Genomic DNA, 18199 nt, shown 5'->3' with positions numbered 1-18199 from the left:
GTGGATGTCTTTTCCGCTGATCCCAATCACCAGATCACGAACCACCTCATATTCGATCTGCTCCGGTTCCAGGTCCCAGCCCTGAAAACCCCCGAAAACCATTTCTTCTCAATGGCACACATCTGGTCGAGGATAGCGATGACCTGAGCCAGGTTGCTGCCCGGTGCTGCATACTGTGCCGGTTTATAGTGAAAGATATCCAATCTGACAATTTTGCTGATATTAAGGGCATCACCAATCAGGTTCATGGTTCGTGGTCGAATCTTGACATGGTGGTGCAACGCGACAGCCTCAAGAACTTTCTGTGAACAGTGGTACTTTTTTGCGGTCTGATGGCTTTCCCCAATATGGTTGTGAAAAGGAACCGTCCACTCCGCCCAATTCATCCCAGGATAATGGCGCAGATATGCAGGTGCCCGACTCTTTTGAACCAGAGAGGCTTCAAAAATCCTGTCATCAACTTCTTTCCCCTTGCCGACATCATGAAAGATGACCCCGGCGATCAGTTCCTCTCCTGTGATCTTGAGAACCTCTAAGACACTATCAGGTATGGAGGCAGCCATTTCTAACATGCGAATAACATGGTGAAGCTGGTTTTCCCCGACCGAAATAATTCCGGAGAGGGACAATAGTTCCTCAACCTGATATAACCTCTCCAGATAGGCAACTATTTTGGGATTAAGCACTTCCAGCAGGGTTTTATAAAAAAGCTCCCTCCTATAAGGATACTCACTTTTCAGCACCCCACTCTTTTCATATTTCCCCTCACTGTTATTTGAGGCCCCTTCTTCCATGGGCCCACCTCCAAAATAATTGAGGTCACACCTGCCTTCCGCAGCATCGTTTATACTTTTTGCCGCTTCCGCAGGGACAGGGGTCATTTCTACCTACCTTGGGTCCCACCCTTACCGGTGTACGCGGAGCTTCTTCACCGCGGTTTTCAGCTATATGTTTCACCCGCCGCTCATGCTCCTGGGGCACCAGCCGCACCTTGTAAAGGTAGCGAACAACATCCTCCTGGATAGCATCGATCATCTCCTGAAACATATTGTATGCTTCAAATTTGTACTCCACAAGGGGATCTTTTTGACCGTAAGCCCTTAGTCCAATTCCTGTGCGCAGCTGATCCATAGCATCGAGATGGTCCATCCACTTGCTGTCCACAACCCGCAGCAGTATAAACCGCTCCAGATCCCGCATGTTCTCCAGACCCAATTCCTCTTCCCTGGCCTGCCAGTGTGCCAGCGCTTCATCTATCAACCGCTCCTGGATCTCCTCACGGGAATCAAGTTCCTGCAACTCACCGGGAGGCAAGACGCCCTCCCTGATGAAGATCTGTTCCCCGAAATTAACCAGGCCATCTATATCCCAATCCTCCGGGTATTTCCCCTCAGCAGTATAGCGCTCGACCGCACTATCTATAACACTGATCATCATCTCCTGCAGCGACTCCTGAAGATCCTCTCCCATGAGAACCCGGCGCCGCTGGCTGTAGATAACCTCTCTCTGCTGGTTCATCACATCATCATATTCTAGAACATGTTTACGCATCTCGAAGTTGCGGGTTTCTACCTTCCTCTGGGCGGATTCAATAGAGCGTGTTACCAGATTATGCTCCACAGGAACACTGTCATCCATCCCCAGCTTATCCATCACTCCAGAGATGTTATCTGAACCGAAAAGACGCATGAGGTCATCTTCCAGAGAAACATAAAAGCGAGAAGAACCGGGATCACCCTGGCGCCCGGCACGACCGCGCAGCTGGTTGTCTATCCGCCTGCTCTCATGGCGCTCTGTACCTATTATATGCAGGCCTCCCAGAGCAACCACCTTTTCATGCTCAGCATCTGTTTCCTTTTTGAATCTGGCAACTAACCTGCGGTATTGTTCACGTACTGAAGCAACATCCTCAGATGAGGGTTTGCCGTATTCAGACGCTTCTGCAACTACCTCCGGGGCAACCCCGCTTCGCAGCAGTTCCTCTTTGGCCAGGTGTTCCGGGTTACCCCCCAGAATAATGTCAGTACCTCGTCCAGCCATGTTCGTGGCGATGGTCACCATCCCCAGTCTGCCTGCCTGGGAGACAATCTTCGCCTCCTGTTCATGGTATTTGGCATTCAGCACCTGGTGGGGAATCCCCCGCTTCTTTAAGAGCCCGCTCAGAATCTCCGATTTCTCGATAGAAATGGTGCCCACGAGAACCGGCTGACCGCCTTCATAGCATTCCACTATCTCTTCGACAGATGCTGTAAATTTTCCTTGCTCAGTTCGATAAATAGCATCCGGGAAATCGTGGCGGATCATCGGTTTGTGGGTAGGAACAACCACCACATCCAAACCATATATCTTGCGAAACTCCTCTTCCTCAGTGGCCGCGGTTCCTGTCATTCCGGCCAGTTTATCATACATTCGGAAGTAGTTCTGAAAAGTGATCGTAGCCAGTGTCTGGGACTCTCGCTCGATACGCACACCTTCCTTGGCTTCGATAGCCTGGTGCAGTCCCTCACTGAAGCGCCTGCCGAACATGAGGCGCCCGGTAAACTCATCTACAATAATTACCTGCCCATCTTTCACCACATAGTCGCGGTCGCGCTTCATTAAAGCATGGGCACGCAGCCCCTGGTAAACGTGGTGGGCCAACTCTAAGTTATCATCATCTGATAGATTTTGAATGCCCAGCAGTCCCTCCACTTTTCGGGTACCCTCTTCGGTCAAAGCAACTGTATGCAGTTTTTCATCTACCTGGTAATCGGCTTCTTTCTGTAGCTTGGGAATCACCCGTGCAATCCTGTAATAAAGATCTGTCGGCTTATCCGCCTGCCCGGAGATGATCAATGGGGTACGCGCCTCATCGATCAGAATACTGTCTACCTCATCGACAATGGCATAATTGAGTACACGCTGCACCATCTCAGACTCATGCATAGCCATATTGTCCCGTAGATAGTCAAATCCGAATTCATTGTTGGTGCCGTAAATGACATCTGCTCCATAGGCGGCTCTGCGCTCTTCTGTATCCAATCCATGGACAATCAAGCCAACTTTGAGACCCAGAAAGCGATAAATTCCTCCCATCCATGCACTATCACGCTGTGCCAGGTAGTCGTTGACAGTGATTATATGCACACCCTGACCAGACAGAGCATTGAGGTAGGCAGGCATCGTGGCTACCAGTGTTTTCCCTTCACCGGTCTTCATCTCCGCGATTCTCCCTGGTGCAAGACTATACCGCCCATCAACTGCACATCAAAGGGGCGCATTCCCAGCACCCGGGATGATGCCTCCCGAGCAACCGCAAAGGCTTCAGGAAGCAGGTCATCAAGGGTTTCACCCTGGGCAAAGCGTTCCCTGAACTCCACTGTCTTTGCCCGCAAGTCCTGATCAGATAAGGCTTTGATCTCCGGCTCATAGCCATTAATTATATCGACAGTCTTTTGTAAGCGTTTAACATCACGTGCATTATCATCAAATAGGTTTTTTAGAGCATTTAGCATCCTCGATTACACCCTCTTTCTCCCAACCGCTTTAATTTTAACACCTCTTACCTCACCTGACAACACACTTACATACCAAAAAGGGACCCCTGACAGGGTCCCCGTTAAAACTCCTACAATAAGTTGATAACTAAGGCTTTATCACTGGAAGAATTTATAACTCCGGTTCAATGAGCCCGTAGTTCCCGTCTTTTCTCTTATAGAGGACATTAACCTGCTCTGTTTCTGCGTTGCTGAAAACAAAGAAGTCGTGACCCAGCAAGTTCAACTGTAAGATCGCTTCTTCCACCGGCATCGGTTTCATGAGAAAGCGCTTTGTTTTTACGATAGTGGGTTCATCTTCTTTTTTATTATCTTCACCCATCTCCATGATCAGTGTCTTGAGACCCTGATGGCGAAACTTTCGGTAGAGCTTAGTGCGGTGTTTGCGAACTTGCCTTTCCAGCTTTTCAGATACCAGATCTACTGCCTCATAGAAGTTCTCCCTGCTCATATCCTCACCGCGCAGAATCATACCGTTATTAAGGGGAATCGTCACCTCCACAGCATAGTTATCACCGACTGTCGAGACCGTAACCTGCGCTTCTTGGATGGAATCAAAATACCGGGTTAACTTTGTCAATCTCTTTTCCACATAACCCTTAAGCGCGTCTGTAACTTGAGCATTTTTACCCCGGATGGTGATTTTCACCTTTACCTCCACCCCCATTAGTTAGAATGATCCCTGCCTTTATATTATTCCCTTTACAGGAGAATAATCCTGCAACATATACACTAAACTATAAAGTAAGGGAAGAAAAGAGCCCCGTCAATCCGGGGCCCCGTTAATGGCGAAATTAGTAATCCAAGATTGGAGCTCTAATGCTTTATAATTTAACAACCTTTGAGGCCTGGGGACCACGAGTACCTTCAACAATGTCAAATTCTACCCGCTGACCCTCTGCCAAGGTTTTGAAACCCTCCTCTTGAATTGCTGAATAATGAACAAATACGTCCCCACCTTCATCGCATTCGATGAAGCCGTAGCCTTTCTCCTGGTTAAACCATTTGACTCTGCCCTGCATTACGCCACATTCCTCCTAAAATGTTATCCCCGTGCCTGTCCCGGATCCATTCGGGATCACGAAGTGCTTAAATAATATCATATGCGAGTTCCTCTTGTCAATAAAAAATAGAACTGCTGAAAGTGTCTGTAAAATATGACGGTAATATTTACCATATGCGACAAGCACCCTATAAGTAAAGGTAAAAACCATAAAACTGGGTTGTCGAAAATTCCTTCCAGAAAATGTACAGATATCCTCAAAACCTGTGGACTATGTGGATAAGTCTGTTCATAACCCGCATTTCAAGCCGATTCCGGTGTGGATGAAGCTGTGGATGTGTAGTTATTTGTCATATTTAGCTAATCGTACCTGCGTTTTTGTCGTTTTTTCTTATATCAATTTAAAAATGCTCCAGAACCACTTCAGCAACGTTATTGGCATGGTCACCGATCCGCTCCAAATTGCTGATAATATCAAGGAAAATCACACCTGAAGTCGGATAGCAAATACCCTTGTTCAACCGTTTCAAATGACTGTTTCGCAGTTCCTTTTCCTTCTGGTCAATGAACAGTTCAACCTGCACAGCTAAACGGGCCTTAACTTTGCTTTCCTCCTGTAATGCTCCCAGGGCATTTTTATAAACCTCAGATACTAAAGTGTACATCTCTTCTAATTCCTTGATGGCAAACTCGCTATAAGGGAGGTTCTCCTCAATCCTGACCCATGCTAGTTCCGCAATATTCTCAGCATGATCGCCAACCCTTTCTATATCTTTTACTGCATGCAGAAGTCCTGTGTGCCTCCCGGAAAGAGTCTGGGAAAATCCCTTTTGCGACAGCTTGGCCAGGTAAAAGGTGATCTCCCTCTCCAGTTCATCTATAATTTCTTCATCTTCTTTGGTTGCTTCTAAAAATCTCTCGTTTTTCTCATAAAATCCCTGCATAGCAGATTCCAAGCTTCGGCTGGCTATATTACCCATCCTGATTATTTCTTTTGTAGCCAGAGATAAAGCGACAGCAGGGGTGTCGAACATCCTCTCATCCAGGTAAATGGGTCCCTTTTCCTCAATTTCAACCGTACCGGGCAGCAGTTTTTCGATCAATTTAGTAAAAGCGCCTACAAAAGGCAAGAACAGGCAGGTGTTCAAAATATTAAATGAGGTATGAGCATTGGCGATCAGTCTTGCGGGCTCACTTGGGGAAATAAAATATACAAATTCCCTAAACCAGGGGAGCAGGATCAAGAAGATCAGAGTACCTGTGACATTAAACATCACATGCGCAACAGCAGCCCTTCTGGCGTTCAGATTCGTCCCAATACTGGCCAAAAGAGCGGTAATACAGGTTCCGATGTTATCACCGAAAAGAACAGGTATCGCAGCATTGAAGGTGATGATATCCTGACTGGCTAAAGCAATCAGCATACCGATGGTGGCTGCACTGCTTTGAACAACACATGTAATAATAATACCCACCAGTACACCGAGCAAGGGATACCGCGAGAAGCTAGCAATAAAATCCAGAAATACCGGGCTGCCTCTTAAAGGCACCACAGCATTGGACATGACATCAAGACCCAAAAAAAGAATACCGATCCCTAAAATAAACTGGCCTACATAATGGTAGACACGTCTTTTACTGAAAAAATTGATACAAAATCCGATGGCAATGATCAGAAATACATAATCCGTCAATTTGAAGGCGATCAGTTGAGCTGTAATAGTTGTACCTATATTTGCCCCCATAATCACGCCGATGGCCTGTTTCAATGTCATTAAACCTGCGTTGACGAAACCTACCACCAGCACTGTTGTGGCACTGCTGCTCTGGATGGCGGCGGTTGTAACAGCCCCTAACAGAACCGCTACAACAGGATATCTGGTTACCCGCTCCAGTATTTTTCGAATCTTATCACCGGCAACCTTTTGGAGGCCCTCTCCCATGATCTTCATCCCAAAAAGGAATAAAGCCAGGCCGCCTAAAAACACCAAAAATAACATTGAGCAAAAAAGACACTCCTTTGCCAATAATGGCCCCTAATTCAATTTCGACAAACTATTATCTTTCCCTGCAATAATAACTGTTTTTTTAGTGTTATTTTCTGCATATTATCAGATAAAGTTGAAAAACTAATAATAGATATACTAGAAATTAGAACTAGTCATTAAAGGAGTGTCAAAATGGATATTAAAACCTTTGATCAGTGGATCGATACTCTGTCTACGGCCTTAACTGCCGGTCAAAAAGCAGGACTCTCCCAGACGCAGATCCAGAACTCGGCAAAAATGCTGGGGGATTACCTGGCCTCAAATGTGGTACCGGACGCCCCGGAAAACAAGGTAATCAAGTCCTTATGGGAACATGGCAATGACCAGGAGAAGCAGAGTTTAGCAAACATGATGGTAAAAGTTGTGGACTCTCATCAACGAAAAATTTTATAATATGCCCCCATTAAAAATCTTGGATGCCTCAAGGAAACGGATGATGAAATGATAATATCATTCAAACAGAATATCGGTAGATTAGACAGAATCCTACGAGGAACAGCGGGAATGCTTCTTCTAGGTTTGATAATAGTGCGCCCTTTTCCTTTAAATACAATCTGGGCAGCAGTCATCATCGTCCTGGGTATCTTCATGTTTATTGAATCTGCCCTGGGCTATTGAATTGTGTACGACATGCTCGGGTGGTCAACCCAGAAATAAACACGATAGATCATCAGACTAACTGTTTATCATAAGCATCTTCAGCCCGGCTGCACATCATCAACCGGCGGTTCAGCTTAGTAGTTCTCTCCACAGCCTGGCGTATTTTTAAACAGGCCAAACCAAAAGAGTTGTCTCGTGCATAGAGATCCAGGCATGCTTGAATAACAGTCATCTGGTTGTTTATTTCATGAGCCGTTCCACTGGCCAGCTTCCCTATAGCACTGAACTTTTCTTCGCTGTCGGGCGGTGCCTGCTCTGTTTTCTTGTGCTGGGAAGTTTCGATCACCTTCCACTTGCCCTCCTTTTTAAATACGGCGAACTGATGGCTGTTTACAATATCAATCACATCCCGGGCACTGCAGCGGGGAAGATAATAGGAACATAAGGCGATCATTTTAACCTGGTCGGTCATCTTATTGAGAACCCGCTCATATTCCATAAAAATCTCCCAACCATTCTCCTCCAACCAGGTCATACTGCCTGTAGCACGCAGACCATCAAAGCCCCGGGAAATAGCATCTTGCATTACCTGTATATAGTCATCAGTCCGGCAGTACCAACCGGTATACGGAATAATCTCTATCTGGCCATTCTCGAGATAACAATCAAAGTTGGGAATGGCTCCTCCCGCCACCTCCCTCGCTTTATCCTCATCAAAAGGATCGGAAACAACCCAAAAACAGAACTCATTGCTTTCCAGCCCGGCTCTGATAAACGGTATGAGCATATCGAGCAAATCCTGCTTTGTTTGGTAAAAACTGCAGAAGTGTGAGCCCCACGGAATATCTCCTATAATGTCAATCCCTGATTTTGTGAGCTTTCTACCCATGCAATATAATCCCCCTTTATCTTTTAAGAAAACCGTATGGTTCCCTGATTGCTATTATCACTGTCAAAAGAAGGATGGCTTTTCCCCACCCCGATAGATCGGCACTTGTATTTTTCATTTTTACCTTTTCTCTTTAACTTTCGAATTTCCTTTGATAAATAATAGTGAAATAGATCGATTATTGATCGAATTGATCGATAACAGTATTTTCCTTTAATACAGCCTAATTATTTCATGTTATCATTAACATACCATGATTTACCATAAAATAGCAGGGACGGGTATTAGGGTGCCTGTCACCATTTAGCTGTCACCATTTAGCTAAACCTGTCTATACAAGTGGTGCCTTTTGGTGCCTGGCACCATTTAGCCGAATTTGTATATACAGGTTCAGCCTTTTGGTGCCTGTCACCATTTAGGTCACCATTTAGCCAAAATTTAGCCAAAATCAATTTGACTTAGTCTGTCAATATCGCGACAAACACGATACGAATCTGAGGTCGATCCGCGGAAACAATTCTCATATACAATAAGAGCTAATATTTGAATATGATAAACGGCTTCCATAAGAGTGGAAGCCGTTAAATACGGAGTCGCCATTTCATCGGATCATTCTGTACTTTTTTCCGGCATTTTGCTTGTTTCGCTGGATTCACTGGTTTGATCGGATTCACTGCCATCATTTTGGGCAGTACCCCCATCCTTGCTGCGGTAACCCCCGCCGAAACCATGTCTTCTCCTTTGCCCATGCCCCTTAAGGGCGCGCTCTAGATGGTCAGTCCCCTTACCACAGCCTGGACAGCAAATCATTCCTTGCCCAGTACCACGGGCTTTTTCAAACTCATGTCCACACTCAGTACACCTGTAACCACAATCCGAAAGGAGCACATACCTGCCCCCTTCAATACGAATTGCCTTCCCTTCAACCAAGGCCTCAGCTATTTTTTCCCTGGCCGCATATAAAATACGCTGATAGGTGGTCCGTGCAACCCCCATCCGCTCAGCACACTGTATCTGCTCTAATCCTTCCATGTCCTTCAGGCGTAGGGCTTCAAACTCTTCCACAGAAAGACTGACTTCCTCCAATTCCCGTAGAGGAACTCCTGCGGGTTTGTAATATGTCGCCGGGGGAAGAAACTCTACATGGCATTTTCTCCTTTTCCTCGGAACGTTGATCACCCCCATAAAACAGTCAAATGATCTATTATCAGAGGGACGGATTTGTTGATAACCCATCCCACCCCTATTTATGGCATATGCACCGTGAATATTTTAACACGTCCCATTAAAAAAACAAGGACAAAATAGTCTTTAGGTGACGTCTTCGGGGTGACTGTCACCAACCACCCTTGGGGTGGTGATTGGCATATTTTTAGAAAACGGCATTAAAAGTAAGGCCAGCAGCAACTGCTATAACAAAGATGGTGATCACAAAAGCGGCCACCAGACGAGGACGGAAAATGGAAGCAAGAAGAGTAACCTCCGGGATACTGGCTCCCGCCCCGCCGATAATCAGGGCTGCTACTGTTCCCAAGGCCATGCCCTTCTTCATCAAGGTGAGGCCAATAGGGATAATGGTCTCTGCTCTTATATACATGGGAATACCGATGAGGGCAGCCACAGGCACAGCAAAGGGGTTATTCTTACCCGCCACCTTGACAATCCAAGCTGAGGGAATAAACCCATAGATGACGGCACCGATGGCCGTACCCAGCACCAGGTAAGGGAAGACTTGGCGGAAAAGTGCCATGGCCTGCCTCCCAGCGTCCCTTAATTTAGGCTTGAGCTTCTCCCACTTGCTTGAAGCCATAGAATCCCCGGAGAGATCCTCCAGGTCGGACAGGTCGAGTTCAAGAGTTTCACAGCAGCCTGCAGTTGGATTAGTTTCTATCTCCTCTGTTTCATAGCATGAGGTGCTGCAACAGTTGGATGTTTGAACATGAGCAAGGTCTTTTACCTGATCTGCCATGCCCATTCTCTCCCATACAGCACCCCCTACGGCTGCCAGAGCAAAAGTAACAACACCATAAACCACGGTCACCTTCCAGCCAAAAAGCACCAAAAACAGCCCGATAATGATAGGGTTTAAAATAGGGGAAGCCAATAGAAAAGACATACTTGCTCCAAAGGGTGCTCCACTGCTGAGTAGGCCAACAAGAATGGGAATTGTTGAGCAGGAGCAAAAAGGGGTAAGGGCACCGAAAGCAGCCCCGAGAATATTACCCAATCCCCGCTTGGGCTTGCCCAGCACTTCACGCATTTTTTCGTCCGGCACAAACTGCTGGATCAATGCCACCAGGAAGGAAATGCCGATAAAAAGCAGGGTCAACTCACCCAGGATCATGACAAAAAATTTGGCTGTTGTCGCCAGGTTATTCATTTTGTCCATCATCTCCCTTCATGTGTTTACCGTTTACCGATGATATCTTTCGCAGTTAGGAACCGGCAGCAGCCCCTGATCCACTCTTGCACATCCTGATTTAAGCTGTAGTAGGACCAGGTGCCTTCGGTTCTTCTCTGGATCAGGCCCACTTCATTCATCATTTTCAAATGATAAGAAATAAGTGGTTGTTTTTGCCCCAATGCGTCCACCAATTCACAAACACACTTCTCCCCCTCCCTGAGCAAAATGATAATTTTCAGCCGCAGGGGATCAGCCAAAACCTGAAATTTGGCTGCGTATTCCGCAAGAACTCGATCAACATAATCTTCACTCACTTCCTCACCTTCCTTTTTGATCATTATATCAATATTATTTGATGTAAAACTCGAAAAAAACTCAACTTTCGCAGTAACAGCTAGTCGTTCCTTTAACAATAAAAGGCAAACTGCTGATTAAGTAGCTGGTATATGTACGAAAGTTGAGAAATAACCTATATCGGTCCCTGCATCTTTTTGCTGGCAAGATCATCCATTTTCAACAGAGTATGCTGATAGGGTGTCAGGGGTTCACCATCTTCATAGATAATTTCTATAAAATATGAACAATTATTGCTCATCGCAACTTCATCACTGGTTAACCGCTTCCGAAACCAGTAGCACTCCTGTTGCTGTGCGTCATAAAGCCCACATTTTTTACATCCAACCACCATCATTAATCCCCCTCTTTATATTCCCCCTCACTAATGCAGCGGCTCACCCCTGCCATTTCTTCTCTAGTTGCTTGCAGGTCCTCTTTTAGCACATGATCGATGCAGTCCAGAAACTTCTTGATACAGGGTGTGCGGAGCTTGTAATAGACACTGGTCCCTTCCTGGCGGGAGGTGACAAGCCCTGCATTCCTCAAAACAGCCAGGTGCTTGGATACCACCGGCTGGTCGCAGCCTAGGACATCTACCAGTTCACAGACACACCTTTCTTGATCAAGGTCGAGTTGATCAATTATTTTCAAACGCAGGGGGTGAGCCAAAGCCTTAGTAACCCGAGTACGCAGATCAAATATATCACTGGCCATTTCATCACCTCCTCTAAAATCCAATCAAATGTTTTAATCACCCGCCTCAGGAGACCATAGAGGTTCGCCCGGCATCGCTATACCAGCGGCTCACCCTGTAGTATGCATCCACTACTTCAACAATTCGGATACAGCCCCAGCGATCTTCTCTACAGATAAACCACCGTGAAAGCTAGGCTTTCCGTTGATCACAGTCAATGGAAGATGTACCCGGTTCAGTATTTTTTGAATCTCCGGATAATCCTTCATCTCTTTACTCATAATATCAACATAGCGGAACCTTACACCCTCTCCAAACCTTTCTACCAGTGAGCCCTTTAATCCCCCGGCTTCCTTTTCCATAGATTGCCTAGGATCACAACATGCGGTCGAGCAGCACCCACAGCCGCTGCTGGGAGCAGTCGTTCCAAATACCACCACATCAACTGCCATTAACACTCATCCTTTCATATAATTTTTTTTTACCATTGTTCACTATGTCCACCCGGGACATTTATGTTGGCAGGTGTCACTTTCGTGTAGCAATCTCTGTTTCCTTGATCAGCAGATACTGGTAGGGACTGAGATTTTCTTCCGGCTCGATCTCACAAAAGTAGAGACATCCCCAGTCCCACCCTGTTTCATCCGGCTCTTTGATGCGCTTATGCTTATAACAATAGTAGACCCCTTCCGCTCCCATTTTCCGAGAGAGGGCACATTCACGGCAGGTCCTCTCTGCCACTTCTACTTCACCCCTTTCTCACAACACCCCCTCGGCCAAGGAGCAAAGAGGGATTTAGCAAATCCAAATGCACTAGGGACTGTCCCCCTTGATAATCTATTCTCCCTGCAGCCAGTTCCGGATCTCATCCTTTTTCGGCAGCCTACCAGAGCATACAATTTCCCCGTCTACCACAAGCCCGGGAGTCATCATGATATCGTATTCCAAGATCTCGTTGAGGTCAGTAATCTTGATAATATCAGCATCCACCCCCAGCTCACCCGCTACTTCTCTTACCATTTCTTCAAGCTTTTTACACTTGGCACACCCTGTTCCCAGAACCTTGATTTCCATCTTGTTTTCCTCCTTTACTTTGTCATGTATTTTATTGTGATAAAGGCGTGATAAGGAACAGTATTTTTGTACCGGTAAGACTGGGATTTCAACATAGTTCCGTTCACGGTAACCATTCCCATCAACAGCCCTAAGGTGTCAATAACGTCCACTATCATCCTATCACCCTCTAAAATAACGTCCCGTATAGCCATCCGGACAGTGTAGCCATTACAACCACCAAACCCGCGTAAGTCAAGCCCTTTTTCGCCCCGATAACCCTGATGATCACAAGCAGACTAGGCAAACTCAAAGCGGGGCCTGCAAGCAGTAGCGCCAGGGCAGGGCCTTTCCCCATACCGGATCCAATCAACCCCTGAAGAATCGGAACTTCTGTCAGTGTCGCAAAATACATCAGTGCACCTGCCAAAGATGCTGCAAAATTGGCCTGTAGGGAATTACCCCCAACGATAGCTGCAATCCAATGGGATGGTATGATACCATTGTCCAAACCTGGCCTCCCCAGCAAGAATCCTGCCAAAAGGACACCAGCAAACAGCAGAGGAATGATCTGCTTTGTGAAAAACCAGGTAGCATCCATCCAGGAGGAAACCTCTTCTTTGTCAAACCAGCGCCAGATCATCAACCCCAGCAGGATAAGCAAAACCCCAACAAGATACCACTTCACCTGAAAAACAGCCAGCCAAAAGCCTTCACTACCCGCTGGCTTACCCCAGGCAGCAAAAATAAGAATAAAGATCAGGGCAAGAAAATAGCTGAGCGTCTGCACAGGAGTCCTTTTCTCTTCGGGCAGTTCGGCCGCCAGTTTGCGAGAACTTTCTAAACGCTCCCTCTCCTCCTTCCGGAAGATAAAAGCCATGAGAAGACCGATCACCAGCGCAAAGACTACAGCACCTACTACCCTGGCTATACCCAGTTCCCATCCCAGCACCCTGGCTGTTAATACAATGGCCAGGATGTTGATGGCCGGGCCAGAATAGAGAAAAGCGATGGCAGGGCCAAGGCCAGCGCCTCGCTTGTAGATCCCGCCGAAAAGTGGCAGTACTGTGCAGGAACATACTGCCAGCACCGCCCCGGAAACAGAACCCACAAGATAGGCGACCCACTTTTTAGCTTCACCGCCAAAGTACTTTAGTACTGCTTGCTGGGAAAGAAAGTAAGAAATAGCCCCAGCAATAAACAAGGCCGGCACCAGGCAAAAAAGAACATGCTCCTGTACATACTCTTGGAGCATCAAAAATCCTTCGAGAATAGCCTTACTTACCCTCGGGTGCCCAAAAGGAATAAAATAGGCCGCGAGAAAAAGTGTTATTAGTGCTAGAAATTTGTCGCGTTCTTTCATGTTGTCCCCTCCCGAGTAAATAATTTGGTTACCCTGTTAATGTTAGAATTTCTATATACCTATATTCGCATATTGTTATATATAATGCAATACCTAAATGAAAAAAACTTAAATTCGGGTGCCTGTCACCATTTAGCTGTCACCATTTAGCTGAACATGTCTATACAGGTTGGACCTTTTGGTGCCTGTCACCATTTAGCGTCACCATTTAGCTGAACATGTCTATACAGGTTGGACATTTAGGTGACTGTCACCAACTAACGTCACCAACTAACCACCAATGGCCGCTTCTTTCCCAAAGCTCTTATGGAACTCTTGTACAAGCTCAGACAGAACTGCCACCAGTTCTTCTCGATGTTCATTTCGTAGTGTATATGATATCTCCAACTGTACGGCATTGTAGTTTGGCCCATAGCCACGGTAACCCGGACAGCCGCAGCGGTGGTGTGCAAAAGATTGGTGACCTATAAAGCGTTCATTGGACACAATCTCTACACCTGGAACCGCATCATCCAGCCTACTCCCTAGAGTGTTTAGAAACCACCGTAAAACATCCTCTGAGCATGTCTGATCACTGTAACCCTGTCGAGTACCCACCTCAATGGCCTTTTTACCCCAGCGATTATTTCCTATCCCATGTACGGCAAGGTGCAGATAAGGCGTATAAGTTCGCCATTTTGACCCAGGATACAAGTCCGCTCAAGGTTGTGCCTGATCACTTCACGGTATTCCCGGAGGGCATCCTTTTGTAAAGGTGCCTCGTGTTCCGGCCCACGGTTCAAGTCCGCGGCAAGCCTGGACACTGTAGCTATCATCCCCGTACACCCGCAGGCAGCGATCTCAGATACGATATCCCCTGTATAGATATCCCACAACTTGGTGCGCTTAGGATCGCCACCCGCCTCTACCAGTGTCGGCTTTTTGGCATGCACAGCATCCACATGACAGCACAGGTTACCATAAACATATTTTAAAAAGCGTCCTTGCTCAAACTGCACTGTTTTTTCACCTCATATTCGAAAGCTTCTGATGTTGGTTTTAAACATGGAGTTGCTGACACCTGAGAAGTCGAGGGCAATTCTAATAGAGTCATCACTTCGGTGCCTATCACCATTTAGCCTAAAACAAGCCATATCAATTGCTTAGCATCCACATTCACAATTTTACATCAATACTGAGGTTGTAAGATCCTCACCAGACAGAAACAGACTCAAATTTTTCTACTGCCTACCGCAAAACCGATCCCGGTGTTGCTTTGGTATGGGACTGCTTTATTATTAACTGATATCGATGTTACAGAAAAGGCTGCAACCTCTTGCCAATCATATTTTTTTGATTTAAGATAATAGTTAAAATATTCCTTGGGGGTAATTACATTGCGCCTCGGTGCGGCTCAGATGTTCATTGCGAATGAACTGGAAACTAATACTGAAACTGTATTAATGATGGCAGAAGAAGCATCTCGCAAAGGTATAGAACTACTGGTATTTCCGGAAATGTGCCTGAACGGATACAACCCTGATACTTTGACTCAGGATAATTTTAATGACAAGCTGAACATGGCCTTAGATAAAATCTCCCGTAAGTCGGCCGAACTTAATCTGGGTCTTATTGTGGGCAGAGCGGTTTTCGCCGATGAGAAGTTGTACAACGCCGCCACAGTGATTCTTCCCGATGGGACAACCCATACCTTTTATAAAAACAACCTCACTGCAGCAGAGGAGAAGTATTTCACCCCAGGCACTAAGCCCCTCACCTTTGCATATCAAGGATACAAACTCGGAGTGATCATCTGCCGTGACCAGAACTACCCCGAATTAGCACGGGAAACTTGTAAAGATGTCGATGCCCTCTTTATCCTCTGCGCGCACTATTACAAACCTCTGGAAGCACGCTGGAAAGTGGACAAAAACCGAGCGCTCCCAATAGCCAGGGCGGTGGAAAACCACTGCTATGTGTTTATGGCCAACACCATCGGCAGCCATATCGGCATGATCAGTCTGGGAAACAGTCTCATTGCTGATCCCGAAGGTGTCCTGGTGGTTTTAGCTGACGAAAGCTCTGAAACGATCATCACCTGTGATATAGAATAGAAGTCTAGGAACCAAAGGTCGCAGCAGATCAAAGGTCAAATAATTACCAGGAACTGCATCATACCGATTCCGGCAACGAAACCTGATATCAGAGTAAAAAATAATGCCTGCGAAAATAGAAGTTTAAGGCCGGAAGCCCCCGATAGCTCCCAACAATTCAGCTACAGCATCTGATATCTTCTCCAATGACAGCCCCCCATGAAACCGGGGCTCCCCATTCAAAAGCGTTAGGGGAAAGCGAAACTGATTCATCACCTTCACCACATCCGGAAAATCCATAACTTCTTCACTGAAGGCATCCACAAAGCGAAACCTTACCATATCTCCAAACTTTTCCGTCAGCTCCTTCTCCAGCACCTCAGCTGCGTCCCGCATGGAATGGGCATGGCCACAGCCGCAGTTGCACCCCCCTTGATCTTGTTCAACTGTACCGAAAACAGTAACATCAACCATTCCCAATTACCTCCTTGAAAAAAAATATCAGAAGCCAGAGGTCGGAAGTTACCAGGAACTGCTTTTTGCTAATTCCGCAGCATTACATGACTTCGGCCCCTTATTAAATAATCTGCTGGTGCAGACTTGGCGGTATGAGCATCTACCTCTTGATTCTAAATACTTCTGCAAAAATCTTTTTTCCCCTTCGTTTTCTCAAACTGCTATAACATATAAACCAAATATTATTGCGACCTAGAACGGAATTGTGTTAAGCCATATTAATAGAAAAGAGACGGTTATTTTACCCCGCCTCTTTCAATTGCTTGCTTTTTCTACTTACATGTGAAATCCTTACCAACGTGATTTGCTGGCCTGGTAGCATTCTCTGCAGTAAACAGGCCTGTCAGAAGACGGGCGGAAGGGTACTTCCGCTTCCTGTCCGCATTTAGCACAAGTAGTCTTGAACATCTCACGCGGGCGTCGGTTTGAGCCACGGCTGTTCCGCTGCTGCTTCCTGGCAGCGCGGCAAGCAGGGCACCGCCCAGGTTCGTTTTCAAAACCCTTGGAAGCGTAAAATTCTTGTTCATTGGCAGTGAATACAAATTCTTCACCGCAGTCACGACAGGTCAAATTCTTGTCCTGGTACACGCTAAAACCTCCTTCTCAAGGAATTCTTAATTGGGTGGCATTGAGAGGCGGAGGTTTTAGGATTTGACCCTATTTTCCCGGTTCTCAAGCCATATCAATTAGATTGTTCTTTATGTATAGCATACTTCACTTGATTTAACAACCTCTTTTTCACATTTTTTGCTCTTTTAATCACTTATAATGATGCTGATGGCTACCGGAAAATGGAGGTCGGATGCCGGATGTCGGAGAAAAGATGAACTCCCGCAATTTTAATGTAATAAAGCAATCCGGTATCAAATATATCAATTCTTCTTTTTGTCTTATGATCTGATCCGTGGTAATATATGTTTAGTAACATAGTTTCTAGATAAGGAGTATACTCCGTGACGGGCATACCTCTATATATGCAATTGGTTAACCACATTAAGGAGCAAATCAACAAGGGCATTTACAAGCCAGGCGACCTGCTGCCATCAGAACACGACTTGGCTTCTGAATACGACGCCAGTCGGACAACTGTCCGCAAGGGTCTATCCGTTCTTTTCTCAGAAGGGTATATCAACCCAGTTCCCGGTAAAGGGTATTTTGTTAAAGAACCTGAGATAGACAGTTATACACTCTATTTCAGCGAAAAAGGATGCATCAAAAACTACTCCGGAGAGACCAAGCTGCTGGAAGTCAGGTTGGTGCCACCGGCCAAGCTCAGCAAGCAACTCGGTGATATTAAGAAAAGCTTTGTCATGATCAGATGGTTGATTTATGTTGATAAAAAGCCGGCAGCCTATGATATCAAATTCCTCCCCTATGAGAGAGGTAAACCCATCGATTGAAAAAGAAATTCACTACGCAACTTTTCCTGAGATGGTGGCCAAGCACCGATCGCTGTTTACAGTTAAAAAAAACACTCAAGATCAGCGCTCCCAGCGCCACCCCTGAACTCAGCAAATTATTAAACCTGGAGGATAAAGAGTCTGTTATTCTAGTGGAACAGCAGATCTTAAGTGATCAGGGGAAACTAATCGGCTATGGTCAATTATTTATCAGAGGCAAATACTGCAACTTAATCGCCGTATCATCCTATCAACACAGTCAATAAAAGTCTTATGGAAAGGATG

The 18199-nt window shown here is 46.1% G+C and carries 23 protein-coding genes and 2 pseudogenes; 5 read left to right on the top strand and 20 right to left on the bottom strand.

Going from position 1 to position 18199, the window contains the following annotated elements; translation table 11 throughout:
* Positions 1 to 26: 26 nt before the first annotated feature.
* The 6 genes and pseudogenes from SSCH_RS08560 to SSCH_RS08540 all read right to left on the bottom strand — a co-directional run bounded on the left by SSCH_RS08560 (position 27) and on the right by SSCH_RS08540 (position 6539).
* Positions 27 to 794 carry an HD domain-containing protein gene (locus SSCH_RS08560; protein WP_052835479.1) on the bottom strand — a complete coding sequence of 256 codons (768 nt, stop codon included), beginning with the start codon at positions 792 to 794 and terminating at the stop codon, positions 27 to 29.
* 25 nt (positions 795 to 819) lie between these two features.
* Positions 820 to 1035 carry an SEC-C metal-binding domain-containing protein gene (locus SSCH_RS20970; RefSeq protein ID WP_269746157.1) on the bottom strand — a complete coding sequence of 72 codons (216 nt, stop codon included), beginning with the start codon at positions 1033 to 1035 and terminating at the stop codon, positions 820 to 822.
* Between the two features lie 6 nt (positions 1036 to 1041).
* A pseudogene (gene secA / locus SSCH_RS08555) lies at positions 1042 to 3494 on the bottom strand (preprotein translocase subunit SecA); the annotation flags it as partial.
* A 154-nt stretch (positions 3495 to 3648) separates the two neighbouring features.
* On the bottom strand, positions 3649 to 4185 hold the full coding sequence (gene hpf, locus SSCH_RS08550; RefSeq protein ID WP_044665103.1) for a ribosome hibernation-promoting factor, HPF/YfiA family: 537 nt from the start codon (positions 4183 to 4185) through the stop codon (positions 3649 to 3651).
* A 175-nt stretch (positions 4186 to 4360) separates the two neighbouring features.
* On the bottom strand, positions 4361 to 4558 hold the full coding sequence (locus tag SSCH_RS08545; protein ID WP_044665093.1) for a cold shock domain-containing protein: 198 nt from the start codon (positions 4556 to 4558) through the stop codon (positions 4361 to 4363).
* A gap of 382 nt (positions 4559 to 4940) precedes the next feature.
* Positions 4941 to 6539, bottom strand: coding sequence for a Na/Pi cotransporter family protein (locus SSCH_RS08540; protein ID WP_044665092.1), 1599 nt, complete (start codon positions 6537 to 6539; stop codon positions 4941 to 4943).
* A gap of 180 nt (positions 6540 to 6719) precedes the next feature.
* On the opposite strand from SSCH_RS08540, the gene SSCH_RS08535 reads away from it, so the two are divergent.
* Positions 6720 to 6980 carry a DUF3243 domain-containing protein gene (locus SSCH_RS08535; protein ID WP_044665091.1) on the top strand — a complete coding sequence of 87 codons (261 nt, stop codon included), beginning with the start codon at positions 6720 to 6722 and terminating at the stop codon, positions 6978 to 6980.
* Between the two features lie 48 nt (positions 6981 to 7028).
* Positions 7029 to 7205: a YgaP family membrane protein gene (locus SSCH_RS21880; RefSeq protein ID WP_084711038.1), complete on the top strand. Its 177-nt coding sequence runs from the start codon at positions 7029 to 7031 to the stop codon at positions 7203 to 7205.
* Between the two features lie 52 nt (positions 7206 to 7257).
* Here SSCH_RS21880 and SSCH_RS08530 read toward each other — a convergent pair whose 3' ends face one another.
* From SSCH_RS08530 to SSCH_RS08475, 12 genes and pseudogenes are all read right to left on the bottom strand, one after another.
* Complete coding sequence (locus SSCH_RS08530) at positions 7258 to 8076, bottom strand: MEDS domain-containing protein (RefSeq protein WP_052835478.1); 819 nt, start codon at positions 8074 to 8076, stop codon at positions 7258 to 7260.
* 888 nt (positions 8077 to 8964) lie between these two features.
* Positions 8965 to 9261: pseudogene (locus tag SSCH_RS22370) on the bottom strand (DUF134 domain-containing protein); the annotation flags it as partial.
* Between the two features lie 187 nt (positions 9262 to 9448).
* Positions 9449 to 10468: a permease gene (locus SSCH_RS08520; protein WP_044665090.1), complete on the bottom strand. Its 1020-nt coding sequence runs from the start codon at positions 10466 to 10468 to the stop codon at positions 9449 to 9451.
* 14 nt (positions 10469 to 10482) lie between these two features.
* Positions 10483 to 10818 carry an ArsR/SmtB family transcription factor gene (locus SSCH_RS08515; RefSeq protein ID WP_052835481.1) on the bottom strand — a complete coding sequence of 112 codons (336 nt, stop codon included), beginning with the start codon at positions 10816 to 10818 and terminating at the stop codon, positions 10483 to 10485.
* Between the two features lie 131 nt (positions 10819 to 10949).
* The gene (locus tag SSCH_RS08510; RefSeq protein WP_156972199.1) at positions 10950 to 11171 is read right to left on the bottom strand and encodes a hypothetical protein; all 222 of its coding nucleotides are present in this window, start codon (positions 11169 to 11171) and stop codon (positions 10950 to 10952) included.
* Complete coding sequence (locus tag SSCH_RS08505) at positions 11171 to 11530, bottom strand: ArsR/SmtB family transcription factor (RefSeq protein ID WP_044665088.1); 360 nt, start codon at positions 11528 to 11530, stop codon at positions 11171 to 11173. The genes SSCH_RS08510 and SSCH_RS08505 overlap by 1 nt, the downstream gene beginning before the upstream one ends.
* A 111-nt stretch (positions 11531 to 11641) precedes the next feature.
* The gene (locus SSCH_RS20210; protein WP_232294313.1) at positions 11642 to 11962 is read right to left on the bottom strand and encodes a hypothetical protein; all 321 of its coding nucleotides are present in this window, start codon (positions 11960 to 11962) and stop codon (positions 11642 to 11644) included.
* A 76-nt stretch (positions 11963 to 12038) separates the two neighbouring features.
* Positions 12039 to 12251 (bottom strand): hypothetical protein, encoded by a 213-nt coding sequence (locus SSCH_RS08495; protein ID WP_044665087.1) that lies wholly within the window; start codon positions 12249 to 12251, stop codon positions 12039 to 12041.
* Between the two features lie 96 nt (positions 12252 to 12347).
* A complete protein-coding gene (locus SSCH_RS08490; RefSeq protein WP_044665086.1) occupies positions 12348 to 12584 on the bottom strand; it encodes a thioredoxin family protein in 237 nt (78 codons plus the stop codon).
* A 169-nt stretch (positions 12585 to 12753) separates the two neighbouring features.
* Complete coding sequence (locus tag SSCH_RS08485) at positions 12754 to 13926, bottom strand: permease (protein ID WP_044665085.1); 1173 nt, start codon at positions 13924 to 13926, stop codon at positions 12754 to 12756.
* Between the two features lie 270 nt (positions 13927 to 14196).
* Positions 14197 to 14523, bottom strand: coding sequence for a hypothetical protein (locus SSCH_RS08480; protein WP_044665084.1), 327 nt, complete (start codon positions 14521 to 14523; stop codon positions 14197 to 14199).
* Positions 14524 to 14555: 32 nt separating this feature from the next.
* A complete protein-coding gene (locus SSCH_RS08475; RefSeq protein WP_044665083.1) occupies positions 14556 to 14924 on the bottom strand; it encodes a hypothetical protein in 369 nt (122 codons plus the stop codon).
* Positions 14925 to 15302: 378 nt separating this feature from the next.
* Between SSCH_RS08475 and SSCH_RS08470 the strand changes: the two genes are divergently transcribed.
* Complete coding sequence (locus SSCH_RS08470; RefSeq protein ID WP_052835477.1) at positions 15303 to 16019, top strand: carbon-nitrogen hydrolase family protein; 717 nt, start codon at positions 15303 to 15305, stop codon at positions 16017 to 16019.
* A 123-nt stretch (positions 16020 to 16142) separates the two neighbouring features.
* Here the strand turns inward: SSCH_RS08470 and SSCH_RS08465 are convergent, their stop codons facing one another.
* The gene (locus SSCH_RS08465; protein WP_052835476.1) at positions 16143 to 16472 is read right to left on the bottom strand and encodes a hypothetical protein; all 330 of its coding nucleotides are present in this window, start codon (positions 16470 to 16472) and stop codon (positions 16143 to 16145) included.
* A 333-nt stretch (positions 16473 to 16805) separates the two neighbouring features.
* Complete coding sequence (locus SSCH_RS08460; protein ID WP_044665082.1) at positions 16806 to 17102, bottom strand: zinc-ribbon domain containing protein; 297 nt, start codon at positions 17100 to 17102, stop codon at positions 16806 to 16808.
* A gap of 386 nt (positions 17103 to 17488) precedes the next feature.
* On the opposite strand from SSCH_RS08460, the gene SSCH_RS16625 reads away from it, so the two are divergent.
* Positions 17489 to 17914, top strand: coding sequence for a GntR family transcriptional regulator (locus tag SSCH_RS16625; protein ID WP_156972198.1), 426 nt, complete (start codon positions 17489 to 17491; stop codon positions 17912 to 17914).
* Positions 17911 to 18180: a hypothetical protein gene (locus SSCH_RS16620; RefSeq protein WP_052835474.1), complete on the top strand. Its 270-nt coding sequence runs from the start codon at positions 17911 to 17913 to the stop codon at positions 18178 to 18180. Before SSCH_RS16625 ends, SSCH_RS16620 begins: the two co-directional genes overlap by 4 nt.
* Positions 18181 to 18199: the final 19 nt, after the last annotated feature.

The sequence above is a fragment of the Syntrophaceticus schinkii genome (genome assembly GCF_000946815.1).
GTDB lineage: Bacteria > Bacillota > DSM-12270 > Thermacetogeniales > Thermacetogeniaceae > Syntrophaceticus > Syntrophaceticus schinkii.
Note: the sequence above shows the minus strand (reverse complement) of the source record. Positions and strands in the feature narration are given on the sequence as shown.

What these genes read in the sequence shown, in the direction of transcription:
- SSCH_RS08505 (WP_044665088.1), bottom strand. Translation starts at nt 11,530, where the DNA reads ATGGCCAGTGATATATTTGATCTGCGTACTCGGGTTACTAAGGCTTTG.
- SSCH_RS08485 (WP_044665085.1), bottom strand. Translation starts at nt 13,926, where the DNA reads ATGAAAGAACGCGACAAATTTCTAGCACTAATAACACTTTTTCTCGCG.
- SSCH_RS08545 (WP_044665093.1), bottom strand. Translation starts at nt 4,558, where the DNA reads ATGCAGGGCAGAGTCAAATGGTTTAACCAGGAGAAAGGCTACGGCTTC.
- SSCH_RS21880 (WP_084711038.1), top strand. Translation starts at nt 7,029, where the DNA reads ATGATAATATCATTCAAACAGAATATCGGTAGATTAGACAGAATCCTA.
- SSCH_RS08510 (WP_156972199.1), bottom strand. Translation starts at nt 11,171, where the DNA reads ATGATGGTGGTTGGATGTAAAAAATGTGGGCTTTATGACGCACAGCAA.
- SSCH_RS08490 (WP_044665086.1), bottom strand. Translation starts at nt 12,584, where the DNA reads ATGGAAATCAAGGTTCTGGGAACAGGGTGTGCCAAGTGTAAAAAGCTT.
- SSCH_RS08540 (WP_044665092.1), bottom strand. Translation starts at nt 6,539, where the DNA reads ATGTTATTTTTGGTGTTTTTAGGCGGCCTGGCTTTATTCCTTTTTGGG.
- SSCH_RS08520 (WP_044665090.1), bottom strand. Translation starts at nt 10,468, where the DNA reads ATGATGGACAAAATGAATAACCTGGCGACAACAGCCAAATTTTTTGTC.
- SSCH_RS16625 (WP_156972198.1), top strand. Translation starts at nt 17,489, where the DNA reads ATGCAATTGGTTAACCACATTAAGGAGCAAATCAACAAGGGCATTTAC.
- SSCH_RS08560 (WP_052835479.1), bottom strand. Translation starts at nt 794, where the DNA reads ATGGAAGAAGGGGCCTCAAATAACAGTGAGGGGAAATATGAAAAGAGT.
- SSCH_RS20210 (WP_232294313.1), bottom strand. Translation starts at nt 11,962, where the DNA reads ATGGCAGTTGATGTGGTGGTATTTGGAACGACTGCTCCCAGCAGCGGC.
- SSCH_RS08515 (WP_052835481.1), bottom strand. Translation starts at nt 10,818, where the DNA reads ATGATCAAAAAGGAAGGTGAGGAAGTGAGTGAAGATTATGTTGATCGA.
- SSCH_RS20970 (WP_269746157.1), bottom strand. Translation starts at nt 1,035, where the DNA reads ATGATCGATGCTATCCAGGAGGATGTTGTTCGCTACCTTTACAAGGTG.
- SSCH_RS08535 (WP_044665091.1), top strand. Translation starts at nt 6,720, where the DNA reads ATGGATATTAAAACCTTTGATCAGTGGATCGATACTCTGTCTACGGCC.
- SSCH_RS08465 (WP_052835476.1), bottom strand. Translation starts at nt 16,472, where the DNA reads ATGGTTGATGTTACTGTTTTCGGTACAGTTGAACAAGATCAAGGGGGG.
- SSCH_RS08530 (WP_052835478.1), bottom strand. Translation starts at nt 8,076, where the DNA reads ATGGGTAGAAAGCTCACAAAATCAGGGATTGACATTATAGGAGATATT.